Origin of the sequence: Streptomyces sp. NPDC005281, from assembly GCF_040607495.1 — a bacterium.
Taxonomy (GTDB): Bacteria; Actinomycetota; Actinomycetes; order Streptomycetales; family Streptomycetaceae; genus Streptomyces.
Map to the genome: position 1 here is coordinate 1 of NZ_JBEXGX010000017.1, position 17,883 is coordinate 17,883.

18 protein-coding genes and 1 pseudogene are annotated in these 17,883 nt (G+C 71.3%); 10 read left to right on the forward strand and 9 right to left on the reverse strand.

The window, feature by feature from the left end; translation table 11 throughout:
* Positions 1-120: 120 nt before the first annotated feature.
* Both ABZV42_RS23505 and ABZV42_RS23510 read right to left on the reverse strand, forming a co-directional pair.
* Complete coding sequence (locus ABZV42_RS23505) at positions 121-339, reverse strand: ferredoxin (RefSeq protein WP_355989851.1); 219 nt, start codon at positions 337-339, stop codon at positions 121-123.
* A 20-nt stretch (positions 340-359) separates the two neighbouring features.
* Positions 360-1,598: a cytochrome P450 gene (locus ABZV42_RS23510; RefSeq protein WP_356053434.1), complete on the reverse strand. Its 1,239-nt coding sequence runs from the start codon at positions 1,596-1,598 to the stop codon at positions 360-362.
* Between the two features lie 367 nt (positions 1,599-1,965).
* Between ABZV42_RS23510 and ABZV42_RS23515 the strand changes: the two genes are divergently transcribed.
* The gene (locus tag ABZV42_RS23515) at positions 1,966-2,598 is read left to right on the forward strand and encodes a LysE family transporter (RefSeq protein WP_355989843.1); all 633 of its coding nucleotides are present in this window, start codon (positions 1,966-1,968) and stop codon (positions 2,596-2,598) included.
* Between the two features lie 177 nt (positions 2,599-2,775).
* A complete protein-coding gene (locus ABZV42_RS23520; RefSeq protein ID WP_356053436.1) occupies positions 2,776-3,219 on the forward strand; it encodes a nitroreductase family deazaflavin-dependent oxidoreductase in 444 nt (147 codons plus the stop codon).
* 179 nt (positions 3,220-3,398) lie between these two features.
* Here the strand turns inward: ABZV42_RS23520 and ABZV42_RS23525 are convergent, their stop codons facing one another.
* The gene (locus ABZV42_RS23525; protein WP_356053438.1) at positions 3,399-4,496 is read right to left on the reverse strand and encodes a cation diffusion facilitator family transporter; all 1,098 of its coding nucleotides are present in this window, start codon (positions 4,494-4,496) and stop codon (positions 3,399-3,401) included.
* Between the two features lie 148 nt (positions 4,497-4,644).
* Between ABZV42_RS23525 and ABZV42_RS23530 the strand changes: the two genes are divergently transcribed.
* The gene (locus ABZV42_RS23530; RefSeq protein WP_355989835.1) at positions 4,645-4,950 is read left to right on the forward strand and encodes a DUF4235 domain-containing protein; all 306 of its coding nucleotides are present in this window, start codon (positions 4,645-4,647) and stop codon (positions 4,948-4,950) included.
* Positions 4,951-5,058: 108 nt separating this feature from the next.
* Here the strand turns inward: ABZV42_RS23530 and ABZV42_RS23535 are convergent, their stop codons facing one another.
* On the reverse strand, positions 5,059-5,520 hold the full coding sequence (locus tag ABZV42_RS23535; protein WP_356053440.1) for a pyridoxamine 5'-phosphate oxidase family protein: 462 nt from the start codon (positions 5,518-5,520) through the stop codon (positions 5,059-5,061).
* A 121-nt stretch (positions 5,521-5,641) separates the two neighbouring features.
* Positions 5,642-6,463: a TetR/AcrR family transcriptional regulator gene (locus ABZV42_RS23540; protein ID WP_356053442.1), complete on the reverse strand. Its 822-nt coding sequence runs from the start codon at positions 6,461-6,463 to the stop codon at positions 5,642-5,644.
* A gap of 221 nt (positions 6,464-6,684) precedes the next feature.
* Between ABZV42_RS23540 and ABZV42_RS23545 the strand changes: the two genes are divergently transcribed.
* The 4 genes from ABZV42_RS23545 to ABZV42_RS23560 all read left to right on the forward strand — a co-directional run bounded on the left by ABZV42_RS23545 (position 6,685) and on the right by ABZV42_RS23560 (position 10,846).
* Positions 6,685-8,178 carry an APC family permease gene (locus ABZV42_RS23545; RefSeq protein ID WP_355989828.1) on the forward strand — a complete coding sequence of 498 codons (1,494 nt, stop codon included), beginning with the start codon at positions 6,685-6,687 and terminating at the stop codon, positions 8,176-8,178.
* 34 nt (positions 8,179-8,212) lie between these two features.
* Positions 8,213-9,844 (forward strand): amidohydrolase, encoded by a 1,632-nt coding sequence (locus tag ABZV42_RS23550; protein WP_355989826.1) that lies wholly within the window; start codon positions 8,213-8,215, stop codon positions 9,842-9,844.
* Between the two features lie 88 nt (positions 9,845-9,932).
* The gene (locus ABZV42_RS23555; protein WP_355989824.1) at positions 9,933-10,295 is read left to right on the forward strand and encodes a DUF1304 domain-containing protein; all 363 of its coding nucleotides are present in this window, start codon (positions 9,933-9,935) and stop codon (positions 10,293-10,295) included.
* Complete coding sequence (locus tag ABZV42_RS23560; RefSeq protein WP_355989822.1) at positions 10,292-10,846, forward strand: TetR/AcrR family transcriptional regulator; 555 nt, start codon at positions 10,292-10,294, stop codon at positions 10,844-10,846. The genes ABZV42_RS23555 and ABZV42_RS23560 overlap by 4 nt, the downstream gene beginning before the upstream one ends.
* A gap of 54 nt (positions 10,847-10,900) precedes the next feature.
* Here ABZV42_RS23560 and ABZV42_RS23565 read toward each other — a convergent pair whose 3' ends face one another.
* Both ABZV42_RS23565 and ABZV42_RS23570 read right to left on the reverse strand, forming a co-directional pair.
* A complete protein-coding gene (locus ABZV42_RS23565) occupies positions 10,901-11,746 on the reverse strand; it encodes a hypothetical protein (protein ID WP_356053444.1) in 846 nt (281 codons plus the stop codon).
* 63 nt (positions 11,747-11,809) lie between these two features.
* On the reverse strand, positions 11,810-12,787 hold the full coding sequence (locus ABZV42_RS23570) for a helix-turn-helix domain-containing protein (protein ID WP_356053446.1): 978 nt from the start codon (positions 12,785-12,787) through the stop codon (positions 11,810-11,812).
* Between the two features lie 71 nt (positions 12,788-12,858).
* On the opposite strand from ABZV42_RS23570, the gene ABZV42_RS23575 reads away from it, so the two are divergent.
* Positions 12,859-13,809, forward strand: a complete 951-nt coding sequence (locus ABZV42_RS23575) for an NADP-dependent oxidoreductase (protein WP_355989816.1) — start codon at positions 12,859-12,861, stop codon at positions 13,807-13,809.
* Between the two features lie 357 nt (positions 13,810-14,166).
* Positions 14,167-14,559 carry an anti-sigma factor antagonist gene (locus tag ABZV42_RS23580; protein ID WP_355989815.1) on the forward strand — a complete coding sequence of 131 codons (393 nt, stop codon included), beginning with the start codon at positions 14,167-14,169 and terminating at the stop codon, positions 14,557-14,559.
* Here ABZV42_RS23580 and tuf read toward each other — a convergent pair.
* A pseudogene (gene tuf / locus ABZV42_RS23585) lies at positions 14,540-15,733 on the reverse strand (elongation factor Tu). The gene ABZV42_RS23580 and the pseudogene tuf overlap by 20 nt on opposite strands.
* Positions 15,734-15,850: 117 nt before the next feature.
* Positions 15,851-16,804, reverse strand: coding sequence for a ribose-phosphate pyrophosphokinase (locus tag ABZV42_RS23590; RefSeq protein ID WP_355989810.1), 954 nt, complete (start codon positions 16,802-16,804; stop codon positions 15,851-15,853).
* Between the two features lie 203 nt (positions 16,805-17,007).
* Between ABZV42_RS23590 and ABZV42_RS23595 the strand changes: the two genes are divergently transcribed.
* Positions 17,008-17,661, forward strand: coding sequence for a DUF4230 domain-containing protein (locus tag ABZV42_RS23595; RefSeq protein ID WP_355989807.1), 654 nt, complete (start codon positions 17,008-17,010; stop codon positions 17,659-17,661).
* Positions 17,662-17,883 lie beyond the last annotated feature (222 nt).

The following is a 17,883-nucleotide window of genomic DNA, read 5'->3' on the forward strand; positions in this document are numbered from 1 at the left end:
TACAGGCCCGTGCCCACAGCTGAGGTCAAAGCAGTCCAAGATGCGATTCACCCCCGGCCTGAAGGCCGGGGCACTCTCGCAAAATCAGAGGTAGGTGACGGAGACGCACCCGGAAGGGAGTCAGGGCCGGTCGCGGGTCGAGGCGGCCGGCTCCGTCAGCGCGATGGCGCCCACGGGGCAGGCCCGGACCGCCTCCCGGAGCATCGGATCGCCGCCGCCCCGCGCACGGTCCGGCAGCAACGCGCTGAATCCGTCGTCGTCCTGGGTGAAGACCCCCGGCGCGGCGAGGGCGCACTGGCCCGCGCCGATGCAGACGTCCTTGTCGATCGTGATGCCGATGTCCATGGCAACGCCGCCGCTCACCAGGTCACGGGGAGTTCGAGCATCCCCTGGATCGTGTCTGCGGGCTTGAAGGGCACGGTGTCGGCGGGGACGGCGAGCCGCAGGCCGGGGAAGCGGCCGAAGAGGGAGCGCAGCGCGATCTCCATCTCGGCCCGCGCGAGGTTCTGGCCGAGGCACTGGTGGATGCCGAAGCCGAACGCGACATGGTGCCGGGCCGACCGGTGCCAGTCCACGGTGTCGGGCTCGGGGAACGCCTGCTCGTCGCGGTTGATGACGGACGTGGAGAAGACCACACCCTCGCCTTCACGGATCGTCACCCCGGCGATCCCGATGTCCTGGACCGCGACCCTCAACAGGCCGTCCGCGATGGACAGGAACCGCAGCAGTTCCTCCACGGCGGCGGGCATCAGAGCCGGCTCGGCCCGCAGTTCGGCGAGCTGTTCCGGATGACTGAGCAGGGTGAAGGTGCCGAGCGAGATCATGTTCGCCGTGGTCTCGTGCCCGGCGACGAGCAGAATCGTCGCCAGCGAGATCAGCTCCTGGCGATCCACCCTTCCCTCGCGCAGCTGATCACGGATCAGTTCGTCGAGGAGCCCGTCCCCGGGGTCCTTCTCCTTGCGTTCGATCAACGAGCCGAAGTAGGCGTCCAGTTGGTCCCGCGCGTCCTCGATGTCCGCGGCGGCCGGGCCGCGCAGCAGCCGGCGGGACTGTGCCTCGAAGAAGTCGTGGTCGCCGTACGGCACACCGAGAAGGGCGCAGATCACCATGGAGGGCACGGGGAGCGCGAAGTCGTTCACCAGCTCGGCGGGCGGGCCTTGTCGCGCCATCCGGTCGAGCAGCCGGTCGACGGTCTCCTGGATGCCGGGGCGCAGCGCGCCGATCCGCTTGAGGGTGAAACTCGGTACCAGCATGCGGCGTTGGACGTGGTGCTCGGGGTCGTCGACACCGAGGAGCGCGATCCTGCGGTTGCGCGCCGCGGCGAACCGCTCGGTGACCGCCGGGAACGCGGGCCGCGTACGGTCCGTGGACAGCCGTGGATCGGCGAGGAGTTCACGGGCGGCACCGTGACCGGTGACCACCCAGACGACGTGCCCGTCGAAGAGGGAGATCCGCGAGAGCGGACGCCCCTCACGCAACGGCGCGTAGGCGGCGGGCGGGTGGTAGGGGCATGTCCGGTCCTGCGGAAAGGCGACCGGTGACGGCTCGGACTCCGCGGGCCGGAATGCCGGGGATCGGGTCAGGGGGGTTTCTGTCATGAGTGACCTCGCAAGCGACGGTTCCCTCTTGCCGATCTTCATTAGATGCCCCAGGCACCTACACGGCCACACGAAGTTCGGCCAGATGAGCGGCTCGCGCGATCTGGCCGAAGCGCGGTGGGCCCGGTTCCGGTTCCCGCGGATTTCGCGGCCCCTCCGGCATCCCGCCGGCTCCCCGACTGCCCGGCGATGGCTCGAACCCCTCGGGAGACCCCTTCCGAAAATGGGTTGCGCGGGCCGTCCGGCGGCCCGAACATCGGCCCATGTCCACGATCGAAGCCTTCCTGCCGCCGACCTCCGCCGCCGTCCGTCCGGTGCGGGTCCAGCAGCAGCCCGGCCGACCGCGGAGGCCCGAGCTTCCCCGGTCGTGACCGCCGCGCTCGTCGCGGGGCTTCTCGCGGGCTATGGCATCGCCATGCCCGTCGGAGCGGTCGCGACCTACCTCGTCTCCCTCACCGCTCGTACGTCCCTGCGGATCGGCGCCTCGGCCGCGCTCGGCGTGGCGACGGCCGACGGCCTGTACGCCCTGGTCGCCGCCCTCGGAGGTGCGGCGCTCGCCGCGGCGCTCCAGCCGGTGATGCTCCCGCTGAGCCGGGCTTCCGCGTTCGTCCTCGCCGTGCTGGCGGTCCGGGGGGCGATCGGCGCGGTCCGCCAGTACCGCGAACGCCGGCTCGCCGAGCGGACCGGGCAGGATCCTCCGCACCCCGGCCGCGCCTACCTGGCGCTTCTGGGTATCACCCTGCTGAACCCGACCACCGTCGTCTACTTCGCCGCGCTGGTGCTCGGCAGCCGGACGGCCGAGGCGGTACGTCCGCTGGAACAGGGGGTGTTCGTCCTCGCCGCGTTCGCGGCGTCGGCGAGCTGGCAGCTCCTGATCGCCGGGGGCGGCGCCCTCCTCGGCCGGACTCTGACGGGACACCGGGGGCGGCTGGTGACGGGGCTCGCGTCGAGCGCCGTGATCATGCTGCTGGCCGTACGCGTACTCGTGGCCCCTTCATGAGAACCCGGGCCGCCGGCCGGTGCACGCCCGGTACGCCGGTCGCACCGGGTACGCCCCACCGGGGGATCAGCCCGGCGCGGGGAGCCACGCGGGCCGCGGTGCGGAAGATTCTCGTCCGCCCTGGTGTTGAATCGTGCCGAGACACGACCAGTCCGACGCGACGATGGGACGGAAGTCATGCCACTTGAGGGCGAGTACGAGCCCAGCCCCACGCAGTGGGTCCGGGACCAGGTGGAGTTGTACGAGAGTTCCGGTGGGACCAAGGGAACGACCCTGATGGACACCGGCATGCCCGTCATCATTCTCACGACACGCGGCGCCAAGAGCGGCAAGATCCGCAAGACCCCGCTGATGCGCGTCGAGCACGACGGACGTTACGCCGTGGTCGCGTCGCTCGGCGGCGCTCCCAAGCACCCGGTCTGGTACCACAACGTCATCTCCGACCCTCGCGTCGAGCTCCAGGACGGGTCCGAGCGCAAGGAGTTCACGGCCCGGGAGATCACCGGAGACGAGAAGGACCGGTGGTGGGAGCGCGCGGTCGCCGCGTATCCCCCGTACGCCGACTACCAGGAGAAGACCGACCGGGTGATCCCCCTCTTCGTCCTGGAGCCGGCCGGCTGACCCAGGCGTACCGGTACTCCCGAATGTCCCCCGTGTCGGTGCGCATGAACCGAAGGACACCGGGCACCCGCATGTCAGGCCCCGCCGCGCTCCCCCGTCGCGGCGGGGCTTCCTGACGTGGCGGGGTCTCCCCCGGACGCGTCTCCCCCGGAGGCGTGACCTCCTCCGGGCGCCGGAACTCACCCGGAAGCGGGGTCTTCCACCGCAGCCGCGGCTCCCGTCGGCACGTCGCCGCTCCGGCCCCCGTCACTCGCCCCGCTCGCCCCGCTCTCGTCGCTCTCGTCGCGGCGCGCGGCCGACCGCGCCGCCTCCGCGTCCGTCACGTCGAGGAAGATCTGGTCGGCCTCGGGGAAGGTGTGGGCGACGGAGCGCTTGATACGGACGGCGACCTCCTCGACCTCCTCGCTGTCGAGCCCGGGGACCAGGTCGATCCGTGCGGCCACCAGGGTCGAGTCGAGGCCGAGCTCCATGGTCAGCAGCGCCTCGACACTGTCGATCTCGGGCTGTGCCTTCAGCAGTTCGCGGATCCGGCCGCTCTGCTCCTCGTCGACGGCCCGTCCGATGAGCTGCTCGCGGGCGTCGCTGCCGAGCCAGAAGGCTATGGACACGAGCAGCAGCCCGATGGCGAAGGACGCGGAGGCCTCCCACACGACCTGGCCCGTGATCATGTGGAGCACCATGCCGACGATCGCGAGGCTCACGCCCAGTACCGCGGTGCCGTCCTCGGCGACGACCGTCCGCAGGGCCGGGTCGCGCATGCCGTCGCCCGCCTTGCCACGCGCCTGCACGAGAGCCCGCAGCAGCGAGGCGCCTTCCGCGAGCAGGGCCACGACGAGGACCGCGATCCCCGTCATGTAGCCGCGGAAGGATTCCTCGGCGCCGTTGCGCAGCGCCTCGAAGCCCTGGAAGAAGGAGAAGCAGCCGCCCATGACGAAGATGCCGACGGCCGCGAGCAGTGACCAGAAGAACCGCTCCTTGCCGTAGCCGAACGGATGCCGCCGGTCGGCGGGCCGGCGGCTGCGGCGCAGCGCCGCCAGCAGGAACACCTCGTTCATGCTGTCCGCCACGGAGTGCGCGGCCTCCGAGAGGAGCGCGGGCGATCCCGAGATCAGGCCGCCCACCGCCTTGGCCACGGCGATCAGCAGGTTGGCGCCCAGCGCCACGATCACGGTGACCTTGGTCCTGCCGTCCGAGCCGTCCTCCTTCCGCCGCCGCTGTCGCGCCGATGGGGCGCGATCGGGTCCTTCCGTCGTCTCCGTCGTCTCTTGACCACTCACACCGGCCGGTTTCCCTCGGGGCCGCACCTCACACCGGGCCGGCCGGGAGAATCGGGCCGAGGGTACGAGCGCGGCACACAGGGCACCCGTACCCGACGGGAGGAGGCCGCCGCGGGTCCGCGGCCTCACGAGCGGAGAAGGAGCCTCGGTGTCGAAGAAGCAGAAGAAGCGCAAACTGTCCCTGGCGTACAAACCGGTCGGCTTCGTGCTGAGCTGGGCCGGAGGCGCTGTCGCCGGAATCGCCTTCCAGAAGGCCTGGATGGCGATACGTCATGAGGAGGACGCTCCCGACGCCCTGGACCGGGACCGCGGCTGGGGCGAGGTGTTGCTGGCCGCCGCCCTCCAGGGCGCGATCTTCGCCGTCGTGCGCAGCGCGGTGGACCGCTCGGGCGCGAAGGCCATCGAGCGTTCCACGGGCGTCTGGCCCTCCCCCGACAAGTCCGGCCGCGACTGAGGCGGCACGAACCTGGGGGCCCGTGCCCTTGAGGGTTCTCTTACGGGCAGGGCGGTGGCAGCCGACCGCCACCGCCCTGCCCGTACCGGGTTCCCCCGCCCGGGTGTCTCAGTCGGCCACGAGCCACTCGCCGTCCCGCATCAGGTCGCGTCCGGAGAGCTCGTCGGCCTCGCGCCAGGCCTGCACCCGGACCGGCCTGACGCTGAAGTACCGGTAGTGGGTGCTGAGTCCGCGCGGGTCGAAACCGGTTCTGGCGGCGAACGCGTCACCGGCCCCCTCGGCCAGTTCGTCGGCTTCGAGGGTCCGGACGGTGCCGTCGATCATCACGACGTCCCGGGTCGGCCCGAAGCCGAGCCGTACGACCCCGGTCGCGCGCAGGTTGCGGCCGGTGGGACTGGCGGCGGGGGTGGCCAGCAGGACGGTCGTTCCGTCCCAGAGGTAGGACAGGGGGACGAGAGCGGGCACTCCCCCGGCGCTGTCGGCGGTGGACACCCAGACGTCGACGTCGGACTCCAGCCGGTCGAGCGTGTCCTGCTTGCGCTGCTTGCGGGTACGGACGGGCGGATTCATCTGCGGACGGCCTCCTGATCGCGAGGGCGCACGGTGTGCGGCGCGCGGCATACGGCGGACGGGCAGCGCACCCGCCCCGGTGCGGGCGGGTGGCTCTGCACGGATGACGGTCGAGAAGGCCTCAGTGTGACGGGCCGGACGATCGCGGCGCCGGGCCTGCCGCGTCTCCGCCCACCGGCACGGGTCCTGCGCCCTCACCCACCCGCACGGGTCCTGCCGCGGCGCCGTCCGCCGTGATCTCCGCGAGCCGGGCCGCCGCCGCGCTCAGCAGCATGCCGAGTGCCGTCGGGTAGGCGCTGCGCCGCATGTCGAGCACGAGATGGCGGGCCGCCGCCGCGATGTTCGGGTGGCTGTCCGCCGGCAGCCGGGCGTAGAGAGCCCGCCACACGGCCGCCTCGGCCTCGCGGGTGGCCGGGGGGAGGGCGAGACTGGCGGCGTCCAGGGCCGCGAACGCGAGCGCCTGGTCGATGAAGGCGTGGTAGATCCGTACGGCCTCCGGGTCGGGGAACCCGGCGCCGCGGAGCACGCCGAGGATCGTCTCCACCGCCTGGATCTCGTGGGCCCGGCCGGTCACCCGGTAGGAACTGAGCACGGCGGCCTGGGGATGGGCGAGCGATCCGGCGTGCACACGCAGGCCGAGATCCCGGAGGTCGGCGCGCCAGTCCCCGGTGGGGCGCCAGGCGTACAGGGTCCGGCCGATGAGCTCGTCGGCGATGGCGAGCAGCAGGTCGTCGGTGTCGCGGAAGTAGCGGTACAGGGCGCTGGGGTCGGCGCCGAGGGCGAGGCCGAGGCGGCGGACGGTGAGCGCGTCGGCGCCGTGCTCCTTCAGCAGCCGCAGGGCGGTCTCGACGATCAGTTCCTCGGTGAGGACGACGCCGGTCTTGGTGGGGCGTCTGCGCCGCCGGGCGGCGGGCGGGACGACGCGGTCGTTCGTGGACGTCATGGGGTCTCCCTCCGATGCGGGCACGTGGACGTCATGGGGTCTCCCTCCAGTGCGGGCACGTGGCGTCATGAGGTCTCCCTCCAGTGCGGGCACGTGGCCGTCATGAGGTCTCCCCCGGTGCGGGCACCTTATGTCAACGCCGTTGACCTGTTAAGGCCCCGGGCAGTTTCATTTCCGGTCATCGGGCCGGAATCAGGCCCCGGGTGCGATCGGAGCAGGCCATGACGCAGAAGTCGTACGGTGTGGATCCCCCGTCCTTGCGCAGGACGCTCGGCGTCATGGACGGTGTCGCCATCGCCGCCTCCAGCACGGCGGCCACGACCAGCATCGGGATCGGACTCGGAGTGACGGCGGGGGTGGTCGGGCTGCATCTGCCCGCGATCATGCTGCTGGCCTTCGTGCCGATCCTCGGGATCGCCGGCGCGTTCTCCCGGCTGAACAAGGTCGAGCCGAACGCGGGCAACGGCTATGTGTGGGTGGGCCGTTCGCTCAGCCCCTGGCTGGGCTTCCTGGTCGGATGGGTGAGCATCGTGGCCACGGTGGCGTTCCTCGCGTACACCACGGCTGTGACGGGTTCGGCGATGATCCAGCTCGCCGGCCAGGCGGGCGTGCACAAGGTGGCGGGGCTGGCGCTGGACCCGGGTTCGACCGCCCAGACCACGGCCGTGGGCGTCCTGATCCTCGTCGCCGTCACCCTCACCGCGGTGACCGGCGTCAAAACGGCGGCGCGGCTCCAGAGCGGGCTGCTGGTCTTCGAGTACGTCGTCCTGCTGGGCTTTTGCGGATACGGCATCGTGACGGGTCCGCACCCCTTCAGCCTGAGCTGGTTCGACCCGTTCCAGATCCCCTCGGCGACGGCACTGGCGCAGGGGCTGCTGCTTTCGGTGTTCTGCTACTGGGGCTTCGAGGCGGCGTTCACCGTGAACGAGGAGGTGCGCGATCCGCGGGACGCCTCACGGGCCGGGACCATCACGCTGGTGACCATGCTGGGACTGTTCCTGCTCGGCTCGGTGGCCTTCCAGCGGGTGCTGTCCGAGAACGAGCTGGCCGGGCACGGCGCCGAGGGACTGGCCTTCCTCGGCAACCGGCTCGCCGACCAGCCGCTGGCCGCGCTGCCACTGGTGGCGCTGATGTTCTCGGCGGTCGCCTCGCTCCAGGCCGGGGTGATCCCGACGGCGCGCGGGATGTTCGCGATGAGCCGGGACCGTACGCTCGGACCCGTGTGGTCCAAGGTCAGTGCCCGGTACGGGACTCCGGCGACCGGCACGCTGCTGATCGGCGCGATGGCCGTCGTCGTGGCCACGCTCTCCCTGGTGATTCCCCGGCTCTCCGACATGATCATGGCGACGGTCAACGCCGTCGGGATCGTCGTGGCGCTGTCGTACGCGCTCATCGCCCTCGCGGCGGCCGCCCGGTTCCGCGGACTGCTGCGCGAGAACCTGTGGGACGGGATACGCGCGGTGGTCCTGCCCGCCCTGAGCGCCGTGGCGCTGCTCGGCCTCGGCGGCTACCTCGCCTGGTCCTTCTACGACTCGACCGATCATTTCGAGGTCAGCGCGGACAACGGCTGGTTCCTGCTGCTGGCCCCGACCGTCATGGTCCTCTCGGGCTTCGTGGCCGCCGCGTGGGCCAAGTGGGTCCGCAAGTCCGCGTACTTCACCACCGGACGGGGAACCGACGCCGACGCTCCCCAGCTCCTGGCCACCCCCAACTGAGCGCTTCCGGGCGCTCGGACAAGGAAACGGAACCATGCACGCTGACCTTCTCTTCACCGGCGGCCCGGTGTTCACTCCCGAGGGCCGCGCCGCGACCGCGGTGGCCGTCACCGGCGATCGGATCATCGCCGTCGGGAACGCCGAGGTCCATGAACTGACCGGCCCCCGCACCGAGGTCGTCGACCTGGCCGGGCGGCTGCTGCTGCCCGGGTTCCAGGACGCGCACGTCCACCCGCTCCCCGCCGGCCTGGAACTCGGCCAGTGCGATCTCACCGGCGCGCGGACCGCCGAGGACACCGTCGCCACCGTCCGCGCGTACGCCGAGACCCACCCCGAGCGGGAGTGGATCACGGGCGGCGGCTGGTCCATGGAGGCCTTCGCGGGCGGTACGCCGACGAAGGAGCTCCTGGACGCGGTCGTACCGGACCGGCCGGTGTATCTGCCCAACCGGGACCATCACGGCGCCTGGGCCAACAGCCGCGCGCTCGAACTCGCCGGCGTCACCCGGGACACACCCGACCCCGCCGACGGGCGCTTCGAACGGGACGCGTCGGGTGAGCCGACCGGCATGCTCCAGGAAGGGGCCATGCAGTCGGTCGGCCGGCTCACCCCGCCGGCCACGCCGGCCGACCGGCTGGCGGCGCTGCTGCACGCCCAGCGGCATCTCCACGCGCTGGGCATCACCGCCTGGCAGGACGCGATCCTCGGCGACTTCCTCGGCATGGAGGACCCGTCCGAGGCGTACATGACGGCGGCCCGTGACGGTTCGCTGACCGCGCGAGTGGTCGGCGCCCTGTGGTGGGACCGGGCCCGCGGTGCCGAGCAGATCCCCGAACTCGTCGAGCGGCGGGCCGCGTTGGCGCACGGCAGGTTCCGGGCGACCAGCGTCAAAATGATGCTGGACGGCGTCGCCGAGAACGGCACCGCCGCGCTGCTCGACCCCTACCTCGACAAGTGCGGCTGCGCCACGGCGAATCGGGGCAAGAGCTTCATCGATCCGGATCGTCTGCCCGCGTACGTGACCGAGTTGGACGCTCTCGGGTTCCAGTGCCACTTCCACGCGCTCGGCGACGGCGCCGTACGCCACGCCCTGGACGCCGTGGAGGCGGCGCGGAAGGCGAACGGGCCGAGCGACACCCGTCCGCACCTGGCGCATCTCCAGGTCGTGCACCCCGACGACGTTCCCCGCTTCGCGGCGCTCGGGGCCACGGCGAACATCCAGCCGCTGTGGGCCGCCCACGAGCCACAGATGGACGAGCTGACCATCCCCTTCCTCGGGCCCGAACGCGCGACCTGGCAGTACCCGTTCGGGTCGCTGCTGCGCTCCGGCGCACGGCTGGCGGCGGGCAGCGACTGGCCGGTCAGCAGTCCCGACCCGCTCCAGGGCATCCATGTCGCGGTCAACCGGGTGAGCCCGGACGAGCGGGGGCCGGTGTTCCTGCCGGCCGAACGCGTCGATCTGAGGGCCGCGTTGACGGCGTACACCGCGGGAACGGCGTACGTGAACCACCTCGACGACACCGGAAGCGTACGGGTGGGCGCCCTCGCGGATCTCGTCGTCCTGGACCGCGACCCCTTCGCGGGGCCGCCGGAGGCGATCAAGGAGACCGGGGTCGCGCTCACCTACGTCGGAGGGGAGCGCGTGTACGCGGCACCGGACGCCTGACGCCCACCGGCCGTCGCTTCTTGGACAGTCGTCCAGCTATAGTGGACACCTGTCCAAGAAGTGACGAGGCGGATCGGAGTCTTCGACGGTGGAAACGGTCGCGAACGTGCTGGTGGGCCTGGTGGCCGCGCTGCACGCGTACATCCTGGTGCTGGAGATGTTCCTGTGGGAGAGGAAGCCGGGGCGGGGGCTCCATGGATTCGACGCGCCGATGGCCCGGGCGACCGCGCCGCTCGCCGCCAACCAGGGGCTCTACAACGGATTTCTGGCCGCGGGCCTGGTCTGGGGGCTGATCGCGGACGACCCGACCGGCCACGACGCGCAGGTGTTCTTCCTGTGCTGTGTCGTGGTCGCGGGTGTGTACGGATCGGTCACCGCCAACCGCCGCATCCTCTTCGCGCAGGCGCTGCCGGGGGCGATCGCCCTCGCCGCCGTCCTGCTCGCCGGATGACGCCCGACGACCCACGCGCCGCCCGGACCCGCGCGAAACTGAGGCAGGCGTTGCTGGAGGAGTGCGCCGAGCACCCTCTGGAGGAGACCGGCGTCGCCGCGCTGGTGCGGCGGGCCGGGGTGGGCCGGGCCACCTTCTACGTGCACTACGCCGACCTGGAGGCGCTGGCGGTCGACGCGTGCGCCGATGTCGTACGGGAGGCGGTGGAGGCGCTGCACGCCTGGCGCGGCCGGCCCGACCCGGTGTCCGCTCCCCCCGCGCTGCGCGCCTTCTTCACCGGGCTCGCCCCGCACGCCGGTCTCTACCGCGCGCTGCTGAGTCCGGGCGGCGGCGGCCCGCTCGGACTCGTGCTCCACCGCGATCTGCGGGCCCGCAGCCTCGCCGAGCGCACCCTCGCGGGCGCGCCGGACGCCCCCCTCGTCGCGTCCGCGGTGGCCGCCACGTTCGCGGGCGTCCTCGCGGACTGGCTGCACGGCCTGCTGGAGGGCACCCCGGACACCGTCGCGGACGAGGTCTGGCAGCTTCTCGTCGCCCTGCACATGAGCAGGTGACACCACGGGCGTACGGATCACCCGAGGTACCCGGCGGGGCGCCGCCCGCGCCTCTCACCGGCAGCCGAAGCGGGACGTCGTCGCCGTCCACGCCTCCACCCCTTCGGAGGTCTTCATGTACGCAGTGGACCTGTCCGGCGTCAGCCAGAGCCGCCAGTCGCCGTAGCGATAACCCGTGTCCCGCGCGTCGGCGGGCATGCGAACGTGCACGTCGTACGCGGCGGCGGGCCCGTCGGGCGGAAGGACCCCGTGCGGATCGCGCACGTACTGACGGCCGTACCGGCCGAGGTCGAGGAAGTGCGCGCTCTGCCAGTCGCAGTGCTCGGGGCCGGCCGAACTGGACACCTCGGTGGTCGGCACCCGCCGGCCGTCCCGGTCCGTCCAGATCTCGAACCCGCGCGCCTTCGTCCAGCTCGCCGGGAACTCGGACGGGTCGCAGGACGCGCTGGTCTCCGGGCCCCAACCCGGCCTCCGTGGCTGGTCCTTGGCGACGACGACGGCGACCCTGGTCCGGCCCCCGACGTCGTACGAGAACAGGACGCGATCCCCTTCCTCGCGCTCCATCCGGTAGCCCCGCTCCGGCAGTTCGGGCTGGTAGATGTCGAAGTACGCCCTCAGCCCCTCCTCGGGCGTCGCGCCGCCGTCCCCCTTGCTCCACGAGTCGCCCGCGTCGCCCGCCCGGATCGCGCCGTCGCACTCCAGCGCCCGGCCGGCCGCGCCCGAACTCTCCTGCGCGTCCCCGTCGCCCCCCGTCGTGTACGGAAGGTTCAGCGGCCCGGCGTACGGGGTCACCGGCGCGGTGCCGGTCACCACCAGAGGGCCGTGCCCGTCCCCGCCGCACCCCACCGCCGCGAACCCCACAAGCACCACCGCGGCCACGATCCCGCTGCGCGTCCCCACCACTGTCCCTCCGCCCCTCGTTCGTCCTCCTACGACGCACGGGTGCGCAGGTTCGTTCGCCGGTCAGCGCGTGGTCTGGAAGGTCCGGCGGTACGTCTGGGGCGAGACACCGATCGTCGCCTGGAGGTGCTGACGCAGCGAGGCGCCCGTCGCGAAGCCGACCTCGCCCGCGACCCGGTCCACCGGCAGATCGCTGGACTCCAGCAGATGGCGCGCCCTGGCGACCCGCTGCTGGATGAGCCAGCGGCCGGGACTGAGGCCCACCTCGTCGTTGAAGCGGCGGGCGAAGGTGCGCAGGCTCATTCCGGCGTGAGCGGCGAGCTCGGTCAGGGTCAGCGGATCGCCGAGACGCGCCAGCGCCCAGTCGCGGGTGGCGGCGGTGCTCGCCGTCGACGGTTCCGGGACGGGCTGCTCGATGAACTGGGCCTGGCCGCCCTCGCGCAGCGGCGGGACCACACAGCGCCTGGCCACCTTGTTGGCCAGCTCGCTGCCGTGGTCGCGGCGCACGATGTGCAGGCAGATGTCGATGCCGGACGCGGCCCCGGCGGAGGTGAGGATGTCGCCGTCGTCGACGAACAGGACGTCCGGGTCCAGGTCGACCAGCGGGAACATGCGCCGGAACGCGTCCGTCACATGCCAGTGCGTGGTCGCCCGTCGTCCGTCCAGCAGTCCGGCGGCGGCCAGCACGAACGCGCCCGTGCAGATGGACACGACCCGGGTGCCCGGACGGATGAGCGCGAGCACGGCGGCCACCTCGCCGGAGAGGGCGGCGGCGATCCGGGCCGGGGTGACGGCCGCGATCACCACCGTGTCCGCGGTGCGCAGGACCTCCGGGCCGTGGTCGACGGTGATGGAGAAGTCGGCGTCGGTACGGACCGGCCCTCCGTCGACGGTGCAGGTCACCACCTCGTAGCGGCCGTCCGCCGCGCCGAGGATCCGGCTGGGCATGCCCAGCTCGAAGGGATAGACGCCGTCGAGCGCCAGGACGACGACCCGCTCCACCTGCTCCTGCTCCTGCTCCTGCTCCTGCTCCTGCTTCATGGCACGATCTTATCGAAGGTTGGCAATCATGCCATTTTCTGTCGGGGCGCTCCCGGGCAGGCTGGTTCACCATGAGCACTGAGAACACCATGCGAGCCATCAGCCAGACCGTCCTCGGCGGTCCCGAGGTTCTTGAGGAAGTGACCCTGGAACGGCCCTCGCCGCGGCCGAACGAGATCCTCATCCGGGTACGGGCCGCGGGCATCAACCCGACCGACTGGAAGCACCGCGCGACCGGAGGGTTCCTCGGCGAGCCGCCCTTCGTCCTCGGCTGGGACGTCTCCGGCGTGGTCGAGGCGACCGGGATCGGCGTCGCCCACTTCCGGCCCGGCGACGAGGTCTTCGGCATGCTGCCGTACCCCTTCGGTCACGGCTCGCACGCCGAGTACGTGACCGGTCCGGCCCGCGCCTTCACCCACAAGCCGGCGACGATCGACCACACGCAGGCCGCTGCCCTCCCGCTGGTCTCCCTGACCGCCTGGCAGGCCCTGACCGAGCGCGCCGACGTCCGGCCCGGGCAGCGAGTGCTGATCCACGCGGCGGCCGGCGGGGTCGGCCATGTGGCCGTGCAGATCGCCAAGTCCCTCGGCGCCCATGTGATCGGCACCGCGAGCGCGGGCAAGCACGACTTCCTGCGGTCCATCGGCGTGGACGAGCCGGTCGACTACACCTCCGTCGACTTCGCCGAGGCCGTGCGCGACGTGGATGTCGTCCTGGACACGGTCGGCGGCGAGACCGGGCTGCGCTCACTGCGGGTGCTGCGTCCCGGGGGCGTGGTCGTCTCGATCCTGCCCGTCGGTTCCGACGAGTTCTACGAGGAGGCCGAGCGGCTCGGAGTCCGGGCGGTGCGGATGCTCGTCGACGCCGACCGGTCGGGCATGAAGGCGGTCGCGGATCTCGTCGAGAAGGGCGCGCTGCGTGCCACGGTCGCCGAGACCTTCCCGCTGGCCGACGCCGCCAAGGCGCACGCCCTGGGCGACACGGGCCGCACCACGGGGAAGCTCGTCCTGGTGGTCGACTGACGACGGGGCGACAGGGCGACGGGACGACGGGACGGTCGCGCGGACGTGCGGCGTGCGGCCGGTCAGCCGGTCAGCCGGTCAGCCGGTCAGCCGGTCAGCCGGTCAGCCGGTCAGCCGGTCAGCCGGTCAGCCGGTCAAGAATGGCCAACTCGCCGCGCACAGCGGAGACATATGTCAATCGAACATGCTGGAATTCACCTCAACGAGGGTAACTTGCAGGGCAGCAAACGGTTTTACTCGAACCGGCGCCCGGGGTCGTGTCCAGTGATCGCTTGACGTGTCGTCGCCCCGGCCTCCGGTGAACCCGCACTCCTGCCGTCAGGAGCGGGCCGACAGCCGGCTGGAGGTGATGTCCGCGTGAAGAGCGACTCCGCACCATGCACCAGGCATCTGCGGATCCACCACGGCCACGGTCATGTGGTGCTGGAACTGCACGGGGAGATCGACCTGGTCGCCGCAGTGGAGATCACCCCGCTGCTGGACGCGGTGACCTCGGACCCCGCACCGCAGGTCGTGATCGACCTGCGGTGCGTCGAGTTCTTCGACTGCTCCGGCCTGCGGCTGCTGTACCGCGCCAGGCGCCGCGTCGAGGACAGGGGCGGCCGGCTGCACCTGGTGTGCACCCACCCGCTGACCCTCCGCATGTTCCGGCTGACGGGGCTCTCGCGGATCCTGCCGCCCTCGGCCTCCCTGGAGGAGGCGCTGAGCGTCCTGTCCATCGCCCCGGAGCCTACTCGCGGATCTTCGTGACCTGCCCGGCGCCGACCGTCCGGCCGCCCTCACGAATGGCGAACTTCAGCCCCTCCTCCATCGCGATCGGCTGGATCAACTGCACCTCCATGGTGGTGTTGTCGCCCGGCATGACCATCTCCGTCCCCCTGGGCAGGGTCACCACTCCGGTCACGTCCGTCGTGCGGAAGTAGAACTGCGGGCGGTAGTTGTCGAAGAAGGGCGTGTGCCGGCCGCCCTCGTCCTTGGAGAGGATTTAGGCGCGCGCCTCGAACCTGGTGTGCGGGGTCACCGAACCCGGCTTGATGACGACCTGCCCCCGCTCCACGTCCTCGCGCTTGACCCCCCGCAGCAGCAGCCCGACGTTCTCGCCCGCCCGGCCCTCGTCGAGGAGCTTGCGGAACATCTCGACGCCGGTGACGGTCGTCCGCGTCTTCTGCTCGTGGATGCCGATGATCTCGACCTCGCTGTTCACCTTCAGCACCCCGCGCTCGATCCGGCCGGTGACGACCGTGCCGCGGCCCGTGATGGTGAAGACGTCCTCGATCGGCAGCAGGAAGGGCCGGTCCACATCGCGCACCGGTTCCGGAACGAACGCGTCGACGGCCGCGAGGAGTTCGACGATCGTCGCGCTCCATTCGGGGTCGCCCTCCAGTGCCTTCAGCGCGGAGACCCGGACGACCGGGACGTCGTCGCCCGGGAACTCGTACTCGCTGAGCAGTTCGCGCACCTCCAGCTCCACGAGTTCCAGGATCTCCTCGTCGTCCACCATGTCGGTCTTGTTGAGCGCGACCACGATGTACGGGACGCCGACCTGCCGTGCCAGCAGGACGTGTTCCTTGGTCTGCGGCATCGGGCCGTCGGTCGCCGCGACGACGAGGATCGCGCCGTCCATCTGCGCGGCCCCCGTGATCATGTTCTTGATGTAGTCCGCGTGTCCCGGGCAGTCCACGTGCGCGTAGTGCCGGTTCTCCGTCTGGTACTCGACATGGGCGATCGAGATCGTGATGCCGCGCTGCCGTTCCTCGGGCGCCTTGTCGATCTGGTCGAACGGCGTGAACGGGTTCAGATCGGGGAAGCGGTCGTGCAGCACTTTGGTGACGGCCGCGGTCAGCGTCGTCTTGCCGTGGTCGATGTGCCCGATGGTGCCGATGTTCACATGCGGCTTGGTCCGCTGGAATTTCGCCTTGGCCACTGCGAGCCCTCCTGATCACCTGGGTGACGCCGAGCGTTGCTCAGCGGCTTCCCGGCCGGGCACGGCAGCCGGTCCTGGTGACCGGGCGACGGGGAGGGAAGTTCCGCTCCCTCCTGTCTATTGGCTCCGCGGCGCGTCGAACAGAGCGCTGACGGACTCACCGTTGTGAATGCGCCGCACCGCCTCGGCGAGCGCCGGGGCGATGGACAGGACGCTCAGCTTCTCGGTGTGCTCCTCGACCGGGACCGGCACGGTGTTGGTGCAGACGATCTCCAGTACGTCCGGCTGTTCGCTGAGCCGCTTGAGCGCGCCCGCAGCGAACAGGCCGTGGGTGCAGGCGACTCGAATCGACCGGGGACCCAACTCGCGCAGCCGGTCCAGGAGTTCGAGGACCGTACTGCCCTTGGCTATCTCGTCGTCGAGGACGATGACATCGCGCCCGGAGATCTCGCCGATGACGGAGCTGATGCTCACCCGGTCGTCGGCGAACCGCTGCTTGGCACCGGCGGCCACCTGGGCGCCGATCAGCCGCGCGAACGCGGCGGCCTCCTTGGCGTTGCCGAGATCGGGCGAGACCACCGTCGTACGCGAGAGGTCGTTGGTCCGGAAGTGGGCGGCCAGCTCCCGAAGCGCGTGCAGATGGTCGACCGGCACCGAGAAGAAGCCGTGGACCTGCGGGGAGTGCAGGGTCATCGCGAGGACACGGCTCGCGCCGGCCGCCACCAGCAGATCCGCCACGAGCCGGCCGCCGAGGGAGATCCGGGGCATGTCCTTCTTGTCCGAACGTGCATACGAATAGTGCGGCATGACCACGGTGATCCGCCCGGCGGAGGCACCGCGCGCCGCGTCGCACATCATCAGCAGCTCGACCAGGTGCTCCTGCACCGGAGTGACGAGGGGCTGCACGAGGAAGACGTCACGCTCGCGGCAGTTGGCCTGGAGCTGCACCTCCAGGCAGTCGTTGGCGAACCGACTGACACGGGTCGGGCTGAGCGGCACACCGAGGTGCGCGCAGAGCTCGGCCGCGAGCTCGGGATGGGCACTACCGCTGAACACGGCGATGTCACGCACGTCCGCTCCTCGCATGATCGAACCGGATTGCGTCGCCGGGCGCAAGATCGGCCCGGAGTGCGCACCTCATGCTACTGGGGACCTTTCGGGCCTTCGACCGGGGAGTTTCCGGTTGCGGATCCGCTCACGAAGTGCCGGACGCGCCCGGCGGCCTGCCCGGGGACTTGGAGGGTAGACGGACGGTTGAAAGGAGGAACGTCGACATGACGACGTCCATCAAGCGCATGCCCGGCTGGGCGAAGGTCGTATCCGCCTTCGTGCTGGTGCTCGTGGTGCTCTTCGCCGGGCTGCGGCTGGCCGTTCTGCCGGGGCTGCGCGATGTGTTCGGCACGGAAAGCCACGACAATTCGGGCCCCACCCTGCTCAAGTCCATTCAGGACATGAGCCGTTACGACGCCGCTTCGGGCAACTTCCAGGTGGTCGTGGACCTGGAGAAGGACGCGAAGTATTTGCCCGACGCGATCCGCGGCACCCGCACGCTGTACGTGGGGGCCGGCACCGTCGACGCCTATGTCGATCTGGGGCGTCTCGGACAGAGGGACGTGACGGTCAACAGCGACCGTACGTCGGCCACGCTCCGTCTGCCGCACGCGGCACTGGGCAAACCGGCCCTCGACCCCGACCACTCCTACGCCGTCTCGAAACAGCGGGGTCTCCTCGACCGGATCGGTGACATGTTCTCGGACAACCCGAACGACGAGCGGGCCGTGCAGCGGCTCGCGGCCAAGCACATCGGCAAGGCCGCGCAGGACAGCCGCCTCACCGCGCGCGCCGAGGACAACACCAGGACCATGCTCGAGGGCCTGCTGCGCTCTCTCGGCTTCACGGAGGTGACCGTCACCTACGGAGCTGCCTGAGCCGGGGCACCGCCGTCGGCGCCGGGCCCGGCTCATGGCCGCCCGGGCCGACGGCCGTCACGGAGCGGGTCCCGCGGACGGCGGACCTGGGGACGCCGGTCCCGGGGAGTCCTGGTGGTGGCAGCCCTGGGGATGACGGTCGTGGGGATGGCAGTCCCCCCTCTGTCTCAAAGCCCGCACCGCTCGCCGGACCCCGGCATTCTCGGCCCCTTCGGGGGTATG